At 54.7% G+C, this 15,841-nt stretch carries 12 protein-coding genes; all 12 read right to left on the bottom strand.

The window, feature by feature from the left end; genetic code table 11:
- Positions 1-37 precede the first annotated feature (37 nt).
- A complete protein-coding gene (gene lpdA, locus CBB91_RS00165; protein ID WP_273010916.1) occupies positions 38-1,453 on the bottom strand; it encodes a dihydrolipoyl dehydrogenase in 1,416 nt (471 codons plus the stop codon).
- Between the two features lie 379 nt (positions 1,454-1,832).
- Complete coding sequence (locus CBB91_RS00160) at positions 1,833-3,158, bottom strand: pyruvate dehydrogenase complex dihydrolipoamide acetyltransferase (RefSeq protein WP_273010913.1); 1,326 nt, start codon at positions 3,156-3,158, stop codon at positions 1,833-1,835.
- 1 nt (position 3,159) lies between these two features.
- Complete coding sequence (locus tag CBB91_RS00155; RefSeq protein WP_162176020.1) at positions 3,160-3,483, bottom strand: DUF5076 domain-containing protein; 324 nt, start codon at positions 3,481-3,483, stop codon at positions 3,160-3,162.
- Entirely contained in the window at positions 3,473-4,864 is a 1,392-nt protein-coding gene (locus tag CBB91_RS00150; RefSeq protein ID WP_273010909.1) for a pyruvate dehydrogenase complex E1 component subunit beta, read from the bottom strand. Before CBB91_RS00150 ends, CBB91_RS00155 begins: the two co-directional genes overlap by 11 nt.
- 55 nt (positions 4,865-4,919) lie before the next feature.
- Entirely contained in the window at positions 4,920-5,933 is a 1,014-nt protein-coding gene (gene pdhA / locus CBB91_RS00145; protein ID WP_273010906.1) for a pyruvate dehydrogenase (acetyl-transferring) E1 component subunit alpha, read from the bottom strand.
- Between the two features lie 68 nt (positions 5,934-6,001).
- Entirely contained in the window at positions 6,002-6,301 is a 300-nt protein-coding gene (locus CBB91_RS00140) for a septum formation initiator family protein (RefSeq protein WP_035555154.1), read from the bottom strand.
- A 66-nt stretch (positions 6,302-6,367) separates the two neighbouring features.
- Positions 6,368-7,648, bottom strand: a complete 1,281-nt coding sequence (eno, locus tag CBB91_RS00135; RefSeq protein WP_273010903.1) for a phosphopyruvate hydratase — start codon at positions 7,646-7,648, stop codon at positions 6,368-6,370.
- Positions 7,649-7,756: 108 nt separating this feature from the next.
- Positions 7,757-7,942 (bottom strand): 50S ribosomal protein L32, encoded by a 186-nt coding sequence (rpmF, locus tag CBB91_RS00130; RefSeq protein ID WP_035555369.1) that lies wholly within the window; start codon positions 7,940-7,942, stop codon positions 7,757-7,759.
- A 128-nt stretch (positions 7,943-8,070) separates the two neighbouring features.
- Positions 8,071-9,315, bottom strand: a complete 1,245-nt coding sequence (locus tag CBB91_RS00125) for a dipeptidase (protein ID WP_273010900.1) — start codon at positions 9,313-9,315, stop codon at positions 8,071-8,073.
- Positions 9,316-9,544: 229 nt separating this feature from the next.
- The gene (locus CBB91_RS00120; RefSeq protein WP_273010897.1) at positions 9,545-10,639 is read right to left on the bottom strand and encodes a CaiB/BaiF CoA-transferase family protein; all 1,095 of its coding nucleotides are present in this window, start codon (positions 10,637-10,639) and stop codon (positions 9,545-9,547) included.
- A gap of 1,369 nt (positions 10,640-12,008) precedes the next feature.
- Positions 12,009-15,470, bottom strand: coding sequence for a transcription-repair coupling factor (mfd, locus tag CBB91_RS00115; protein ID WP_288145187.1), 3,462 nt, complete (start codon positions 15,468-15,470; stop codon positions 12,009-12,011).
- 40 nt (positions 15,471-15,510) lie between these two features.
- Positions 15,511-15,771 carry a succinate dehydrogenase assembly factor 2 gene (locus CBB91_RS00110; protein WP_051602900.1) on the bottom strand — a complete coding sequence of 87 codons (261 nt, stop codon included), beginning with the start codon at positions 15,769-15,771 and terminating at the stop codon, positions 15,511-15,513.
- Positions 15,772-15,841: the final 70 nt, after the last annotated feature.

The raw sequence follows: 15,841 nt of genomic DNA, 5'->3' as shown, positions 1-15,841 counted from the left end.
GCTCCCCGGTGTAGGCGTCGCCGCACCGGGGCGACAATTATATGTGAATCACGCGACCTTCAGCATCGAGAACGGATTCGTGCATGCTTTCTGAGATGGTCGGATGCGGGAAGATGGTGTGCGCGAGATCCTGTTCCGTCAACTCGCCCTGCCGAGCAATCACGTATCCTTGGATCAGTTCGGTGACTTCAGCNCCGATCATGTGNGCTCCCAGCAGCTCGCCGGTTTTCTTGTCAAAGATTGTTTTGACCAGTCCTTCAGAAGCACCCATTGCAATGGCCTTGCCGTTACCGATGAATGGAAAGCGCCCGACCTTGATTTCGTAGCCTTTTTCCTTGGCGGCTTTCTCTGTCAGACCGACACTGGCCACTTGAGGGTGTGCGTACGTACATCCCGGCACATTCCACGGGTCGAACGGTTCTGCATGATTGGCGCCCGCGATGCCTTCCACGCATACAACACCCTCATGGGATGCCTTATGCGCGAGCCACGGAGGACCTGTAAGGTCCCCGATCGCATACAGTCCTTTCACGCCGGTTCGGCCGAAATTATCCACCTTTACATGGGTCTTCTCGACTTTCACACCGAGCGCCTCGAGACCGAGGTTTTCAACATTCCCGACAATACCGACAGCGAGAATGGCGCGATCGAACTCTTGCTTCTGCTTCTGGCCTGATTTGTCTGTGATCTCGGCTGTCACTGTAGTCTTGCCTGCGGTCAGGTTTTCCACCTTCGCGCCGGTTACGATATTGAGGCCCTGTTTCTTGAAGTCCTTATCAGCGAGTTTGGATATCTCTTCGTCTTCCACAGGCAAGATGCGGTCCATGACTTCTGCAACTGTAACGTCAGCGCCCAGCTCATGATAGAAGCTCGCAAATTCAATTCCGATTGCGCCAGAACCAATTACGAGAAGGCGTTTTGGCATGACGTCTGGCGTCATGGCTTCGCGATAGGTCCAGATCAGTTTCTTGTCAGCAACGAGACCTGCCTGAGGAATATCTCGCGCCCGCGCGCCAGTCGCGAGCATGACGTGTTTGGCCTGGTAGGAAGTGTCTTTCCCATCCTTGTCTTTCACGATCACCTTTGGCGCAGGCTCTCCTTTTTCGAGGCGCGCAGTGCCTTCGATGACGTCGATCTTGTTTTTCTTCATCAAGAACTTCACGCCAGTCGACAATTGATTGGCCACGCCGCGGGAACGTTTCACGACCGCATCCAGGTCAAAATCGGCCTTGTCGATTTTGAGGCCGAAATCCTTTGCGTGTTTGGCAAGGTGCAACACTTCTGCAGAACGCAACAGCGCTTTGGTCGGTATACAGCCCCAGTTCAGGCAGATTCCACCGAGGCTCTCACGCTCAACAATTGCGGTCTTCATACCAAGTTGAGAGGCTCGGATGGCCGACACGTATCCGCCTGGCCCGGAGCCGATCACGATGAGGTCGTACTGGGTGCTCATTGCGTTATTCCTCTCATTTCGTCCCAAGACAGCATGGCCTGAGACACGCGCAGATTTGCGCTTTCGAACATTTCAGGTGTGCAGATATATTCGGGCTCTTCGGCCGAAATCTTGTTCATCGTCTCTACGCTTTCGGCCATGATGCTCTCTCGCATCTGCCGGTCGACNCCCTCATATCGAAGGTCTTCCATGAAGTTGCCTAACAGATCCGGGCCTTCACGCTCGCAGAGAAGGTTCATTCCTTTTTGTATTGCGAATTCACTCGCAATGTCGCGCATCGCCTCCTCGTTCAGACGTTGCTCTGGAGGCGGTGATATGCGCTCGTCACTGCAGGCAGCCGCAAGCACAAGGCTAATCGCGATCAGCCCGGGGCGAAGCATCAGAGCAACATCGCTTCAGGCGTTTCAACGTATCGCTTGAAGGCTTGCAGCCATTTNGCTCCTTCCGCGCCGCCAATAACGCGGTGATCACAAGTCAGGGTGACGGTCATAACCGTGCGCGCAACGAGATTGCCCTGATTATCNACCACGGCACGCTTTTCACCAGCTCCCACCGAGAGGATCATGCCTTCGGGCGGGTTGATGATGGAGGCGAAGCTTTTGATGCCAAACATGCCGAGATTCGAAATGCTGAAGGTACCGCCGCTATATTCTTGCGGCTTCAGTTTGCGGTNTCGTGCACGACTGGCAAGATCTTTCATCTCTTCCGATATTTCCGCCAGTCCTTTGGTCTCAGCCTTGAATACAACGGGTGTAATCAATCCACCATCAATCGCGACGGCGACAGATACGTGCGCGTGCTTATGATAGGCGATGCCATTATCTGTGTAAGACGCGTTGCAATCCGGCTCGTCCATAAGCGCCATTGCCGCCGCTTTGATGAGCATGTCATTCACGGACACCTTCACACCTTCAGGAGCGGCCGCGTTGATCGCGGCGCGGCTAGCTAGAAGATGGTCAAGCTCCAGATCTATATTCAGCGGGAAATGCGGCACCTGCATGAAGCTAGTCGTCAAGCGCTTNGCCACTGTTTTGCGCATACCGTCCAGAGGCACAAGTTCGTAGCTATCCGGAGAATATACTCGATCATCAAGAATTTGAGGCAGGATCAACCCATCTGGACGCGCCATTGCTCCCGAAGATGCGTTGGCGGGTGTGGGCTGGGCGTTTTCAACGTCGCGCTTGATTATGCGTCCGCGAGGNCCCGTACCCTTCAGGTCTGAGAGNGTGAGGCCTTTCATATCTGCGATACGCCGTGCAAGAGGGCTGGCCTTGATACGACCATCCTGTGAGTTTGCAGGTGGTAAGGGCGGCTTTGATACTTGACGTGCTGGTTCTACCGACTTGTCTGATTTCGGCGTCACATCCGANTTTTCCGAAGCGTCAGATTCACCGGATGCTGCAGGCGTATCAGCTTTAGGCGTTTCTTGCTTGGATGATGCCTGAACTGACGATGCGTCCTCGCCCTCTTCCGCGAGGACCGCAATAACTGCGTTCACTTTCACGCCTTCAGTGCCCGCCTCAACGAGAATCTTGGCGACAACCCCCTCGTCGACAGCTTCGACCTCCATTGTAGCTTTGTCCGTTTCGATCTCTGCGATCACATCACCGGACGAAATTGTATCGCCTTCTTTCACGAGCCATTTCGCGAGCGTGCCTTCCTCCATGGTTGGCGACAAGGCGGGCATTGTGATGTCGATAGCCATATCAGTCACCCATCTTCTGAACGTCGCCCGGAGACTTCGGGCCGAATTGTATGCGGTTCAGGAAACCAGTCACGATTTCCTTGATGATATCCTCTTTCTCCGGGCCGTCCGGGTGAAGATCCTTGAAGGCATCCGTGACATGCTTTGCGATGTCACCCAGGATAAACCCCCACATGGTTGGTTCTGTCGCGGGATCAGCTGCGTCTCCAACGCGAAGGCTTACATGATCGGTATTGTCGGCAATCCAGAACCGGATCATTTCCTGCGCGGCATCAGCCCCTTCAATAGAGGGAGGGGATTTGAGTTCTCGTATCTCAGTCGACATAGCAAACTCCTCGCGCGGCTTCGACAATGTCATCGGCGTTCGGAAGGCTCATNGCCTCCAGATTTGCCGCATACGGCAGAGGTACATCTTTCTGGTGCACCCGAGCCGGCGGCGCATCAAGATAGTCAAACGCTTCTGCAGTCACGGTGGCGGAAATTTCCGCGCCAATACCGAAGAACCGCCATCCCTCTTCACAACAAACGATACGGTTGGTTTTCTTTACGCTCTCAATGATCGTGTCGGTATCGAGCGGGCGAATGGTGCGCAGGTCAATAACCTCGGCATCTATCCCCTGCTCTGCCAAGGTCTCAGCAGCTTGCAGCGCAAATCCCACCATTCGCGAGTGCGCAACCAGAGTTACGTCGTTACCGACGCGCTTCACCTTGGCTTTGCCAAGCGGCAAAATGTGATCATCAATATCCGGGACCGGGAAACTGTTGCCGTAGAGGAGTTCATGCTCCAGGAAAACGACCGGGTTCGGATCACGGATAGCTGCCTTGAGAAGGCCTTTGGCATCAGCCGCATCATATGGCGCGACTACCTTGAGGCCAGGCACCTGTCCGTACCAAGCAGAATAGTCTTGGCTGTGCTGAGCGCCGACACGTGAAGCTGCGCCGTTTGGCCCGCGGAACACGATTGGACATCCCATCTGACCACCAGACATGTACAGCGTCTTGGCTGCAGAATTGATGATCTGGTCAATCGCCTGCATAGCAAAATTGAACGTCATGAATTCGACGATCGGCTTCAAGCCAGCAAATGCTGCTCCAACGCCCAGACCTGCAAACCCGTGTTCCGTAATCGGCGTGTCTACAACACGCTTCGCACCGAACTCCTGAAGCAGTTCACGCGTCACTTTGTATGCGCCCTGATACTCTGCGACTTCTTCACCCATGACGAAGACTGACTCGTCACGGCGCATTTCTTCGGCCATCGCATCACGCAAGGCATCGCGCACTGTGGTTTCGGTGAAGGATGTGCCTTCTGGAATGGTTGGGTCAGAAAGAATCGCAGCCTGAGGTTCAGCGGCAGCTTCACTCTCATCGTCAGATTCTTTGGAAGTATTGTCCTCTGCCGCCTCTTTGGACTCGGTCGAAGAGCTTGAAGCGTTTTTCGCTTCTACGGAGGAGGCATCTTCACCGTCTTCCGCAAGCACTGCGATTACCGCGTTCACTTTTACGCCTTCGGTCCCTTCAGGCACCAGGATCTTGGCCAGCGTGCCTTCATCGACGGCTTCTACTTCCATCGTGGCCTTGTCGGTCTCGATTTCCGCAATGACGTCACCGGAAGAGACCGTATCTCCTTCCTTTTTGAGCCATTTCGAAAGAGTGCCTTCCTCCATTGTCGGAGACAGGGCAGGCATGAGAATATCTACGGACATTATTGTGCTCCGAAAAACTGGATCAAGGACTGTCGGGTTTCACAGGCGCCAGACATCAGGCCACCTCGACGTCTTTGAGAACGTCCGTCCACAGTTCGGATGGATCAGGTTCAGGGCTTTCAAGGGAAAAGTCTGCGGCCTCTTTCACGATACCCTTGATTTCCTTGTCTATATCTTTGAGCTCATCTTCGCTCGCGTGGCCCTGCTCAAGGAGCTGTGTCTTCAGGCCCTCAATCGGATCATGGTGGGAGCGAATGTCATCGACCTCTTCGCGTTTGCGGTACTTGGCAGGGTCTGACATTGAGTGACCGCGGTAGCGGTAGGTCTTCATTTCCAGAATGTACGGCCCCTTTCCGGAACGCGCATACTTGACGGCTTTTTCGCCCGCCGCCCGCACGGCCATGACGTCCATGCCGTCCACCTCTTCTCCTTCTATTTCAAAGGAAATACCGCGCTTGTAGAGCTCAGTTTCTGAGGCGTGCCGGGCAACACTCGTACCCATCGCGTACATGTTGTTTTCAATGACATAAACAACCGGAAGGTCCCATAGCGAAGCCATGTTGAACGCTTCGTACACTTGGCCCTGGTTTGCGGCGCCATCACCGAAATAGGCTACGGCAACGTTGTCCGTGCCGCGATACTTGTTGGCAAATCCGAGGCCCGTGCCGATTGGCACCTGGGCTCCAACGATTCCATGACCACCGTAGAAGTTCTTTTCTTTGGAGAACATATGCATTGAGCCGCCCTTCCCTCGGGAGTAGCCGCCGATGCGTCCTGTCAGTTCTGCCATCACGCCTTTCGGGTCCATGTCACAGGCCAGCATATGCCCATGATCGCGATACCCCGTGATGATCTGGTCACCTTCCTTCAAGCAGGCCTGCATACCCGTCACAACGGCTTCCTGGCCGATATAGAGGTGGCAAAACCCGGCAATCTTTCCCATGCCGTAAAGCTGGCCGGCCTTCTCTTCAAACCGGCGGATCAGGAGCATTTCCCGATAGTATTTCAGCATCTCCGCTTTATTGCCCTTGGAGGGTGCCTTTTTGGTACTTCTAGATTTCGTCGCCATAAATCGCTCCAACCCTTTTGTGGACTTATGTATGCGCGATAACGCAACGACAAGTCAGAACAACTATGTCAATTTGCAGAGCTTGGTTCCGGAGAAAGTAAAACAATCTCGTTCGGATAGACGAAAGCGAGCTTGTCACGCGCCATGGCTTCTACGAAATCTGGGTCTACAGATCCCGGTGTCAGGCGGCGAATATCGGTTTCGAGACGAGCGAGATCCTGCTCAAGATCGGCCAGAACAGCCTTGCGATCCTCAAGCTCCATCTGGGCATCCGACCATCGGCCGAGCCCCTTCTCCCCCGCAAAGGCGTGGTAGGCAAAATACAAGACAAGAAGTGACAGGCCGACAGCCTCGAATCGCGATCTCATGACCTCACCTAAAGGCGGTTTGGTTAAGAGAAAGTGAGCGCCATCGGCCGTGTCAGGTGATGCAAATCAGGCTGCGTTGATGCGGGATCGTCCAGCAAAGATTCCAACAGGCCCCAACTCTTCTTCGATTCGAATCAGTTGGTTGTACTTTGCAATCCGATCAGAGCGGGACAGGGAACCCGTTTTGATCTGACCGCAATTTGTCGCGACAGCGAGATCCGCAATTGTTGCGTCTTCTGTTTCTCCGGAACGGTGAGACATGACCGCAGTGTAGCCGTGCAAATGGGCCAGNTCCACAGCGTCCAAAGTCTCGGACAATGTACCGATTTGGTTGACCTTCACCAGAATAGAGTTGGCCGCACCCTTTTGGAGACCAATGGAAAGTCGGTCGGGATTGGTTACGAACAGATCGTCACCGACCAGTTGCACTTTGTCGCCAATTGCTTCTGTCAGCGAAACCCAGCCATCCCAGTCGTCTTCGGCCATGCCGTCTTCAATAGAAATGATCGGATAACGGGCACAAAGATCGGCCAGATAGGCTGCGAACTCGTCAGAACCCAGCGACTTGTTTTCGCCTGCCAGCTCATACTTGCCATTCTTGTAGAATTCGGTCGAAGCGGCGTCCAATGCCAGCGCGATGTCTTCGCCCGGCTTGTAACCGGCCTTCTCGACCGCTTTCATGATGAAGCCAATCGCTTCGTCGGTAGACGCCAGGTTCGGAGCAAATCCGCCCTCATCCCCAACGTTGGTGTTGTGGCTGGCTTCGCTCAGCGTCTTCTTCAAAGCGTGGAACACTTCGGCACCCATGCGGACAGAATCAGCGAGGCTCTCCGCGCTGACTGGCATCACCATGAATTCCTGAATATCGATTGGATTGTCTGCGTGCGCACCGCCATTGATGATGTTCATCATAGGTGTTGGCAATACGCGGGCATTGGGTCCGCCGACATAGCGATAGAGCGGCATGGCAGAGCTTTCCGCTGCAGCTTTGGCAAGCGCCATGGAGACCCCCAGAATCGCATTGGCGCCGAGACGCGATTTGTTCTCTGTGCCATCGAGATCGATCATCAACATGTCGATCATGCGTTGCTCAGTGGCGTCCAAACCTGCCAATTCATTGAAAATCTCGCCATTCACGGCGTTTACTGCTTTCAGGACGCCTTTACCGAGATAGCGCTCAGAATCGCCATCGCGTTGCTCATGCGCCTCGTAGGCGCCGGTCGATGCGCCTGAAGGCACTGCGGCGCGGCCAACAGAGCCATCTTCAAGAGTTACATCAACTTCGACTGTCGGATTCCCCCGACTATCCAGAATTTCGCGGGCATGGATGTCGATGATCTCGCTCATGTGTGGCTTTACCTTTGCGCCTGAAACTAAAAAGCGCTCCCTGCTCTGGCAGGAAGCGCTCGAACCCTTAAGCTTGTGCGCCGCAAAGCGCAACAGCAGGACGATTGTTTAGATGTCGTCGCGTGGTTCAAGAACCTGACGACCGCGATATACACCGGTCTTCAGGTCGATGTGGTGCGGGCGGCGCAGCTCACCGGAGTCTGCGTCTTCGATGTATGTGTTCATGTCGAGGCGGTCGTGCGAACGGCGCATGCCGCGACGAGACTTCGAAACTTTACTCTTAGGGACTGCCATAACAGGTATCCGGTGGTTTGGCGCAAAATTGCGCGTGAATTGGAAAGGGGCCTCATACATATCCCCTCGGTCCAATGCAAGACTACATCATCATCGCAGTATGATTTTCTTCAGTCGCCATTATTCGCTCAATTTTGTTTGGCAGCTTCGGCTTGTCGCATGATGCGCAATAGATTTCCGCCCCAAATTTTCTCCAAATCCTCTTTGGAGTAGCCTTCTTCAAGAAGTCGTTCCGTTACCTTTGGAAGATCGGAAACGTCCTCCATGCCGGCAACGCCGCCTCCCCCATCCCAATCTGCTCCCATACCGACATGGTCCGGCCCCACGATCGCAAGCGCGTGTAGCATCTGATCCATGAACACTTCGAACGATGACAGAGGCATGGGATACGTCTCATTGATCTCCTGACGACGCGCCAAATAGCGTTCACGCTCGTTGGAGCTGAGATCGAACGGGGATATTCCGCTAAACTCCTCTGATAGTGCCTGCATTGCCTCAACCCGCTCCGCTGGTGGTTCGAGATCTTCTATATATGCACCAAGAGCATTGATCTGGATAACGCCACCATCCGCCGCGACCTTTCTCAAAAGGTCGTCTGATATGTTTCGCGGATGGTCATACAGACTGCTCACTCCCGTATGAGACAGCACGACAGGCGTTGAGGAGACTTCCATAATGGCCTCGAGCGCTGAATCAGCTGCGTGAGACGCGTCGATCATCATACCCAGCCGGTTCGCTTCCCGAATCAGCTCCTCCCCCAAAGGGGTGAGTCCTCCGAGATCAGATGCGCTGAGATCGGTCGCGCTGTCCGCAAATTGGTTGTCCATGAAGTGGACAGGACCAATCAGGCGAACGCCGCAATTGTAGAACTCTTCGATCATTCCCAGGTCGGTGCCGAGTGGGTAGCTGTTCTCGATGGATTTATAGACGATTTTCTTGCCGGAGGCTGCGATTCTCTCAGCATCATCCGCGGTAGTGGCTAGCTCAAATTCGTTCGGATGCATTTCGATCAGTTGCAGAATTTCATCCGAGCGCTTCAAAGCGGCGAGCTTTGCTGCTTCATATGAGGTCACGTTGAGGGGCCCCTGTGGAGTGTAAATCACCCAAAAGCCGCCATCGAGACCGCCTCGCTCCATCTTGGGAAGATCTACCTGCACGCGCCCCAACTTGGTGGGGTTATCAGCCAGAATATCAAAGTCCGGGTTGGACAGGTTTGCAGGGGTGTCGAGGTGAGAATCCATAACCAGCAAGCGATGGTGCAATTCCCGATAATTTTGCTCCGCAACGTCGTACCCCTCATCACGCTCAGGAGCTGAAGGGCCGCCGCACGCAGCCAATAGAAGCGCACTCATTAATAGGATCAATTTCTTCATGAGAACTCGCTGGTTTCTGACTTGTTTCTTGCAGACTAAGGAGCGAGGGCCTCGGCGCAAGAAAAAGGATCGCCCCGCAGGGCGATCAAGGTCAGCAAGAAGGACGTTGAGCAGCAATCCCGGCTAACTGCCGGCACATGTGCTCAACGCCATGATTGTTAGCAGAACGAAACTGAATGAATCGGAATGCCTTCGGTTGTGTTGTGTTCATCTTTCAGGCGAGCTGAAGTCAGGTAATTCCCCAGTCACGCAGGATTTCGTCGGAATGTTCGCCCAGGCCAGCTGGTCGTCCTTGAATGGCGCCCGGTGTCGCCGAGAATCGTGGCGCTGGCGCTGGCTGGACCACGCCCTCAACCTCAACGAAAGTTTGTCGATCGACATTGTGCTGGTGATGAGGTGCTTCGGACATGGACAACACCGGCGCGAAACAAATATCCGTCCCTTCCATGATCTCGCACCATTCATCGCGAGTCTTGGTCTTGAAGACAGTCATGATTTTTTCTTTCAAGCTTGGCCACTTCGATCGATCCATCTGTGCCTGGAATTCGGGATCTGTAAGGCCGGCCTTCTCGACAAGCAGAGCGTAGAATTGCGGCTCAATAGAGCCGATGGAGACCCACTTGCCGTCCGCGCACTCGTACGTGTCATAGAAATGCGCGCCGCCATCCAACAGGTTCGCCTCGCGGTCATCAGTCCAGAGACCCATCGCTTTCATGCCGTAGAACATTGTCGCCAGCGACGCCGCGCCGTCCGACATCGCCACATCCACGACCTGCCCNTCGCCGCCATTCTTTACGTTCATCAAACCTGCGAGAAGACCCATGGCGAGATACAGAGCGCCTCCNCCATAGTCGCCAACCAGATTNAGCGGCGGTCGAGGTCGACCATCGCCGTCACCCATCGCGTGAAGCGCACCTGTAATGGCAATGTAGTTCAAGTCATGGCCAGCAGAATGCGACAGGGCCCCGGTTTGGCCCCAGCCGGTCATCCGCCCGTAGACCAGCTTGGGATTGCGCGCGAGAACTACATCNGGTCCNAGGCCGTTGCGCTCCATCACGCCAGGTCGAAACCCTTCGATGAGACCGTCAGCTTTCTCTAGCAGTTTCAACGCCGTCTCGACGTCNGCCGGATCCTTCAGGTTCAACCCAATTGAGCGTCGNCCNCGGCCCATNACATCGGCAGCTCGCCCCGGCCGGCCATCACCTTTGCGATCGATGCGTATAACGTCAGCGCCAAGATCNGACAGGAGCATGCCGCAGAATGGTCCGGGGCCGATACCTGCGAATTCCACAATCTTCACGCCGTTAAGCGGTCCTTGAGCCATGATATTCCTACCCTTTGTCTAATCTCTCGAGGTCAATTTAGCGGATCATTAAGCCGACGAGTCGCAAAAGGAAGGGGTATCGCAACGTCGACTCCCGCAATCTTTTGAGCTTTATGAATCATCTCGCATATCTAGACCCACCAATCGAAGTCTTGGCATCCAGCCCCCGACTGGAGATGATCATGTCGCGGTTGAAGGTAGGGCGTGTCAGGCCCTTCAAGGCGGATGCGCCTCTATCTTGCCAGTCGACAGACGCTCTACTCATCGACACGGCAAGCATTGACAATGACATCCTCGATGAGGCTATCGCACAAATAGGCGCTTCTCTGCGTCCAGTCATGGTGCTTGGAGACGCCTCTGTTGCGAGTTGTTTCGAGAACGCGGTGGTCATTCCACGAGATCGCGATCTGCCTGTACTGCGGGGACGCCTTGAGGCGATCTCTCGCCGCACAAACCGTCTTTCTGAACTCAAGCTTCGTACGGAATCCGCCTCAGCGTTTGGAATTGCATNGCCGCTGCCGACATTCGAAGTTGTACCGGACATTCTCTACCTTGGAGACGGATCAGCTCGTTTTTTGGCTCTTCAAGCCAATCTCGCGGAGCATGGCATGTCACTAACGGCGGCATTCAGTGTTCGTACCGCCGCTGATTACGCCGAGCAGAAACAGTTCTCAGCAATCCTGATCGATGTGACGCAAGAGTCACAACATCTCGACCAGATAGCGGGCTGGCTTTCAAAANTNGCCTCAACTTTCTCGGACGTTCCGCTGCTTGGTCTCGTGGGCGAAGGATTGTTTCCATCTCCCACTTTCCACGACTTGATTAGCTGTCTCTCCCACGTATTNGACCACACTGTAGACGCCAGGGAGCTGGCCAAGCATGTGGAATTGTATGGACGACGGGATGCGGGATGTGGAGCAACTGCTGAAAACGCAGCGAATGTTCCGGAGTTTCTGGACGGCGACACAAAGCTATTCTCGGAACAATTCCTGCGCACGCACCTCTCCAAACAAATTGCCTTTTCGAAGGAGTATGGAACCACGTTGAGTCTGCTTGCACTTGCTGATCCAAACGGCGCAGGACTTACGAGTGATGAGCGCAAGCAAGTGGCTCAACTTTTGTTGAGCGCGTTGAGAGAATCCGATCTTCCTAGCCTTCTTGGTTCGGATGCCTTCGTGATAAGCTTGCCGGCAACCGGCTATAAAGGCGCTGTACTCATCAGTGANCGTATTATGCAGTCGCTCGCAAGTTCGTCGCCAAAACTAGCGCAGCAATTGGGATGGAGGATTGCGGAGGCACGCGCTTATCATGATGCCCCCGCACTTCTGTCTGAAGTTACATCGGGTGTCTTTCAACAGAACCGTGTGGGCTAAGCAGGTACAAGGCCAGCAGCGGCTTCAAGCTCCTTGAGAAACTTGCGAATGCCGGCGAGCCGTTCTTCCGGTGTGCCGCCGAGACCAGAATGAACCAGTTTGGAATCCGGTCTGATGCGAATCTGTGACGGGCGACTGCGCACAACATCAAGCAATCGGGCCGGATCAAGAATGGTATCTTCACGGAAAGCAAACACCGCGCCCTTCTGGCCCGCATCGAGTTTGGAGATGCCCAAGGATTTACATTGCACCTTGATTGCAGTCACTTCCAACAACTGCTTGGTCTCTTCCGGCATTGGGCCGAACCGATCAATAAGCTCAGCGGCGAAAGATTCTCTCTCAGACGCAGTCGCGATCTCTGACAGCCGTCTATAAAGGGAAAGCCGGATATTCAGGTCTTCGACATATGTTTCCGGAATCAGGACGGCAGCGCCAGTATTGATCTGCGGCGACCAGTCATCGGCGAATTCCTCATCGTCCTTTGCTCCAGACTTCAGCGCATTCACCGCGTCTTCAAGCATCGATTGATAAAGCTCTACCCCAACTTCCTTCACGTGGCCCGACTGTTGATCGCCAAGCAAATTACCGGAGCCTCGCATGTCGAGATCATGACTCGCGAGTTGGAACCCGGCTCCTAGGGAGTCCAGTGATTGGAGGATTTTCAGACGACGATCTGCCGTTTCGGTAATAACCTTGTCGCGCGGTGTGGTGAAATATGCATAGGCACGAAGTTTTGAGCGCCCGACACGGCCGCGNAACTGATACAGCTGGGCCAGACCAAACATGTCTGCNCGGTGGATGATCAGCGTATTNGCNCGCGGAATGTCCAACCCACTCTCCACGATGGTCGTCGATAACAGAACATCATACTTGCCTTCGTAGAAGGCTGTCATGATGTCTTCCAGCTCTCCGGCGGCCATTTGTCCGTGTGCAACGATGAATGAAACCTCTGGAACATTATCGCGCAAGAACCGCTCGAGTTTATCAAGATCCTGAATTCGCGGAGCCACAAAGAATGCCTGGCCACCGCGATACTTTTCCCGAAGCAAGGCTTCGCGCAACGTAACAGTATCTTCTTCTGTTATGTAAGTGCGCACAGACAAGCGATCTACTGGTGGCGTCGCAATGATTGAAAGATCTCGAATCCCCGTCAATGCCATTTGCAAGGTTCGCGGAATTGGGGTCGCTGACAAGGTCAGGACGTGTACGTCAGCCTTCAGTTCTTTCAGGCGTTCTTTGTGCTTAACGCCAAAGCGCTGCTCTTCGTCAACGATCAACAAGCCAAGCCGCTTGAACTCAATGCTCTTGGTAAGGAGCGCGTGTGTTCCTACAACGACATCGACGCTGCCATCAGCTAAACCGTCTCGGGTTTCCGCAGCCTCTTTCGCGCCAACCAGGCGAGACAGTTGTCGAACCTTGAGTGGCCATCCTGCAAAGCGCTCGGCAAATGTTTTGTAGTGCTGTCTTGCGAGAAGTGTTGTGGGCGCGATAACAGCTACCTGCTTGCCGCTCATCGCTGCGACAAACGCTCCGCGTAGAGCTACCTCGGTCTTCCCAAAACCAACATCTCCACACACCAACCGGTCCATAGGGCGGCCTGACGCCAGATCACCTATAACATCTTCGATCGCGTTCAGCTGATCGTCGGTTTCCTCATACGGGAAACGCGCAGCGAATTCTTCATACAGTCCCTGCCCGGCGTTCACAGCTTCGGCACGTTTCAGCTCACGCGCCGCCGCGATGTTCATAAGCTCTGTGGCCATCTCAAGAATGCGCTTCTTGGCTTTGGCTTTGCGTGTCTGCCAGCCAGCTCCGCCGAGCCGATCCAGCTGGTTCTCTGCATCCTCCGACCCGTAACGACTGATCAGGTCGATATTTTCCACGGGCAGGAAAATCGTGTCGCCGCCTGCATACTCAAGATGCAGGCAGTCATGCGGGGCGCCGGTCAGGTCGAGTGTCTTCAGCCCTACATAACGGCCAACACCATGATCGATATGAACAATCAGATCACCGGGATTGAGTGCAGCAGCATCCGAGATGAAATTCGCGGTCTTCCGTTTCCGCCGAGGCGCAGCAAGCCTGTCACCCAGAATGTCTGCCTCAGAAATAACGGCAACATCCGGTGTCTCAAAGCCAGCTTCGAGGGGAATCTCAACAACCGTAAAATCGGTCTTTCGAGCCGCCTCCAAGGAATGAACCAACGCTAGGTCAGTCAAACCATGATCCGCCATCACGTTGATCAATCGGTCTGCTGACCCAGTGGACCAGGCAGCAAATACGACGGGTCTGTTTGAGGACTGGAGCCGCTTGGCATGCGCAATAGCGGCTTCAAAGATATTGATATCTGCATGAAGCCGCTCAGGCGCAAAGTCCCGCCCGGGACGGGCTTGCAAATCGAAGGCTTCGGCGCTTGGCTCAGACGGATAAAAACGTGCGGTCGCGCGTGAGGCTAAGCCTGCCTCCAATTCTCTCGGTGTCAGATAAAGTTCTTCAGGCGGAAGAACTTTTGCTTTCCGAACGTCGCCTTCACCGGCTTCGAGCCGCGCCGCATGATAGTCTTCTGCCTGCGATAAACGTTCTGCTGCGGCTTCTCCAGCAAGGTGACCCATACCTATGAGAGGATCTTCTCCAATGTAGTCAAAGAGCGTCTCCATGTGGTCGTGGAACAGAGGCAACCAACCTTCGACGCCTTGCCGACGGATCGACGCCCGGGCCGCTTCGTAAGCTGGATCACCCGATGGCGGACCAAATACGACGAGATACTTCTCGCGAAACCGTGCGAGCACGTCATCATCAAAGAGGATTTCACTGACAGGTGCAAACGCAACGCTTTTCGCATCACCGGTAGATCGTTGCGTCTCGGTATCGAAAGTGCGCAGCGTCTCCAGGGTATCGCCAAAGAAGTCCAATCTGTAAGGCTCAGGGGATGTCGGCGGGAAAATGTCGATGATACCACCCCGGATAGCGAACTCACCTTGCTCCCGCACTGTGCTCGAACGGAGGTAGCCATTCACGGCAAGGTAATCTGTCAGGTCTTTCTGGTTCACAGATTCGCCAAGCCTAACCGCGAATGACGATCTACGCAGCACGCTGACCGGTGGCACTCGCTGAACAAGCGATGAGGCTGTGGTGACGATCAGAATCGCCCCTTGACTTGGCTCGTATCTAGAGAGGCGGGCCAGTGCAGCGCATCGACGTGCCGCGACCCCTGCCGTTGGGCTGACACGGTCGTATGGAAGCGTATCCCAGCTTGGCAAGTCGACCTGTTCGAGCCTTGGCGAAGCGAATTGTGCAATGCGGCGAGCTGTGGCAGCGGTCTTGTCGTCTCGCGCTATGTATACACCCACGCCGCCACGGGCTTCCAAGGCGGCACAAAAGGAAATCAAATCCGCGCCGAATGGCGCTCCCGACAGCGCGGCGGGACCGCTGAGGGATTTCAATAGCTCTACAGGGGTCATTGGCACGCTTGTATTCGGCTGGATATTGGTGTTCGCGGAGTTAACCGCCCTGCGCGACGTACCGGAATGCGATCAGTTGGTCCAGCACGGGCCCCCGCTGGGATTCAGGCACAGGTGTCTGTCCGATCAGCCACGCATAGACTTCCCAGTCAGGAACTCCGAGCAGCTTCTCAAACTCGTCCAGGCCGGCCTCGTCAAGTTCACCGATGTGAGCATCAGCAAATGAGCCCATGAGCAGGTCCATTTCGCGGAATCCGCGCCGCCAAGCCCTGAATTTGAGTTTTCGGCGACGAGTGTCCATGCCGGTCTCCTTGTGCGTTGATCCTCATATAGAACACGCAGTCAGAATAAACAGCGACGATTGTGCACCC

It is taken from the genome of Hyphomonas sp. TMED31, assembly GCF_002172815.1.
In the GTDB taxonomy this organism is placed as follows: domain Bacteria; phylum Pseudomonadota; class Alphaproteobacteria; order Caulobacterales; family Hyphomonadaceae; genus Hyphomonas; species Hyphomonas atlantica.
This window is presented reverse-complemented; position numbering and strand designations above follow the sequence as displayed.

Excerpts from the sequence above, each read along its gene's own strand:
- CBB91_RS00155 (WP_162176020.1), bottom strand. The coding sequence starts at position 3,483 with ATGTCGACTGAGATACGAGAACTCAAATCCCCTCCCTCTATTGAAGGG.
- pdhA (WP_273010906.1), bottom strand. The coding sequence starts at position 5,933 with ATGGCGACGAAATCTAGAAGTACCAAAAAGGCACCCTCCAAGGGCAAT.
- CBB91_RS00140 (WP_035555154.1), bottom strand. The coding sequence starts at position 6,301 with ATGAGATCGCGATTCGAGGCTGTCGGCCTGTCACTTCTTGTCTTGTAT.
- rpmF (WP_035555369.1), bottom strand. The coding sequence starts at position 7,942 with ATGGCAGTCCCTAAGAGTAAAGTTTCGAAGTCTCGTCGCGGCATGCGC.
- CBB91_RS00125 (WP_273010900.1), bottom strand. The coding sequence starts at position 9,315 with ATGAAGAAATTGATCCTATTAATGAGTGCGCTTCTATTGGCTGCGTGC.
- CBB91_RS00110 (WP_051602900.1), bottom strand. The coding sequence starts at position 15,771 with ATGGACACTCGTCGCCGAAAACTCAAATTCAGGGCTTGGCGGCGCGGA.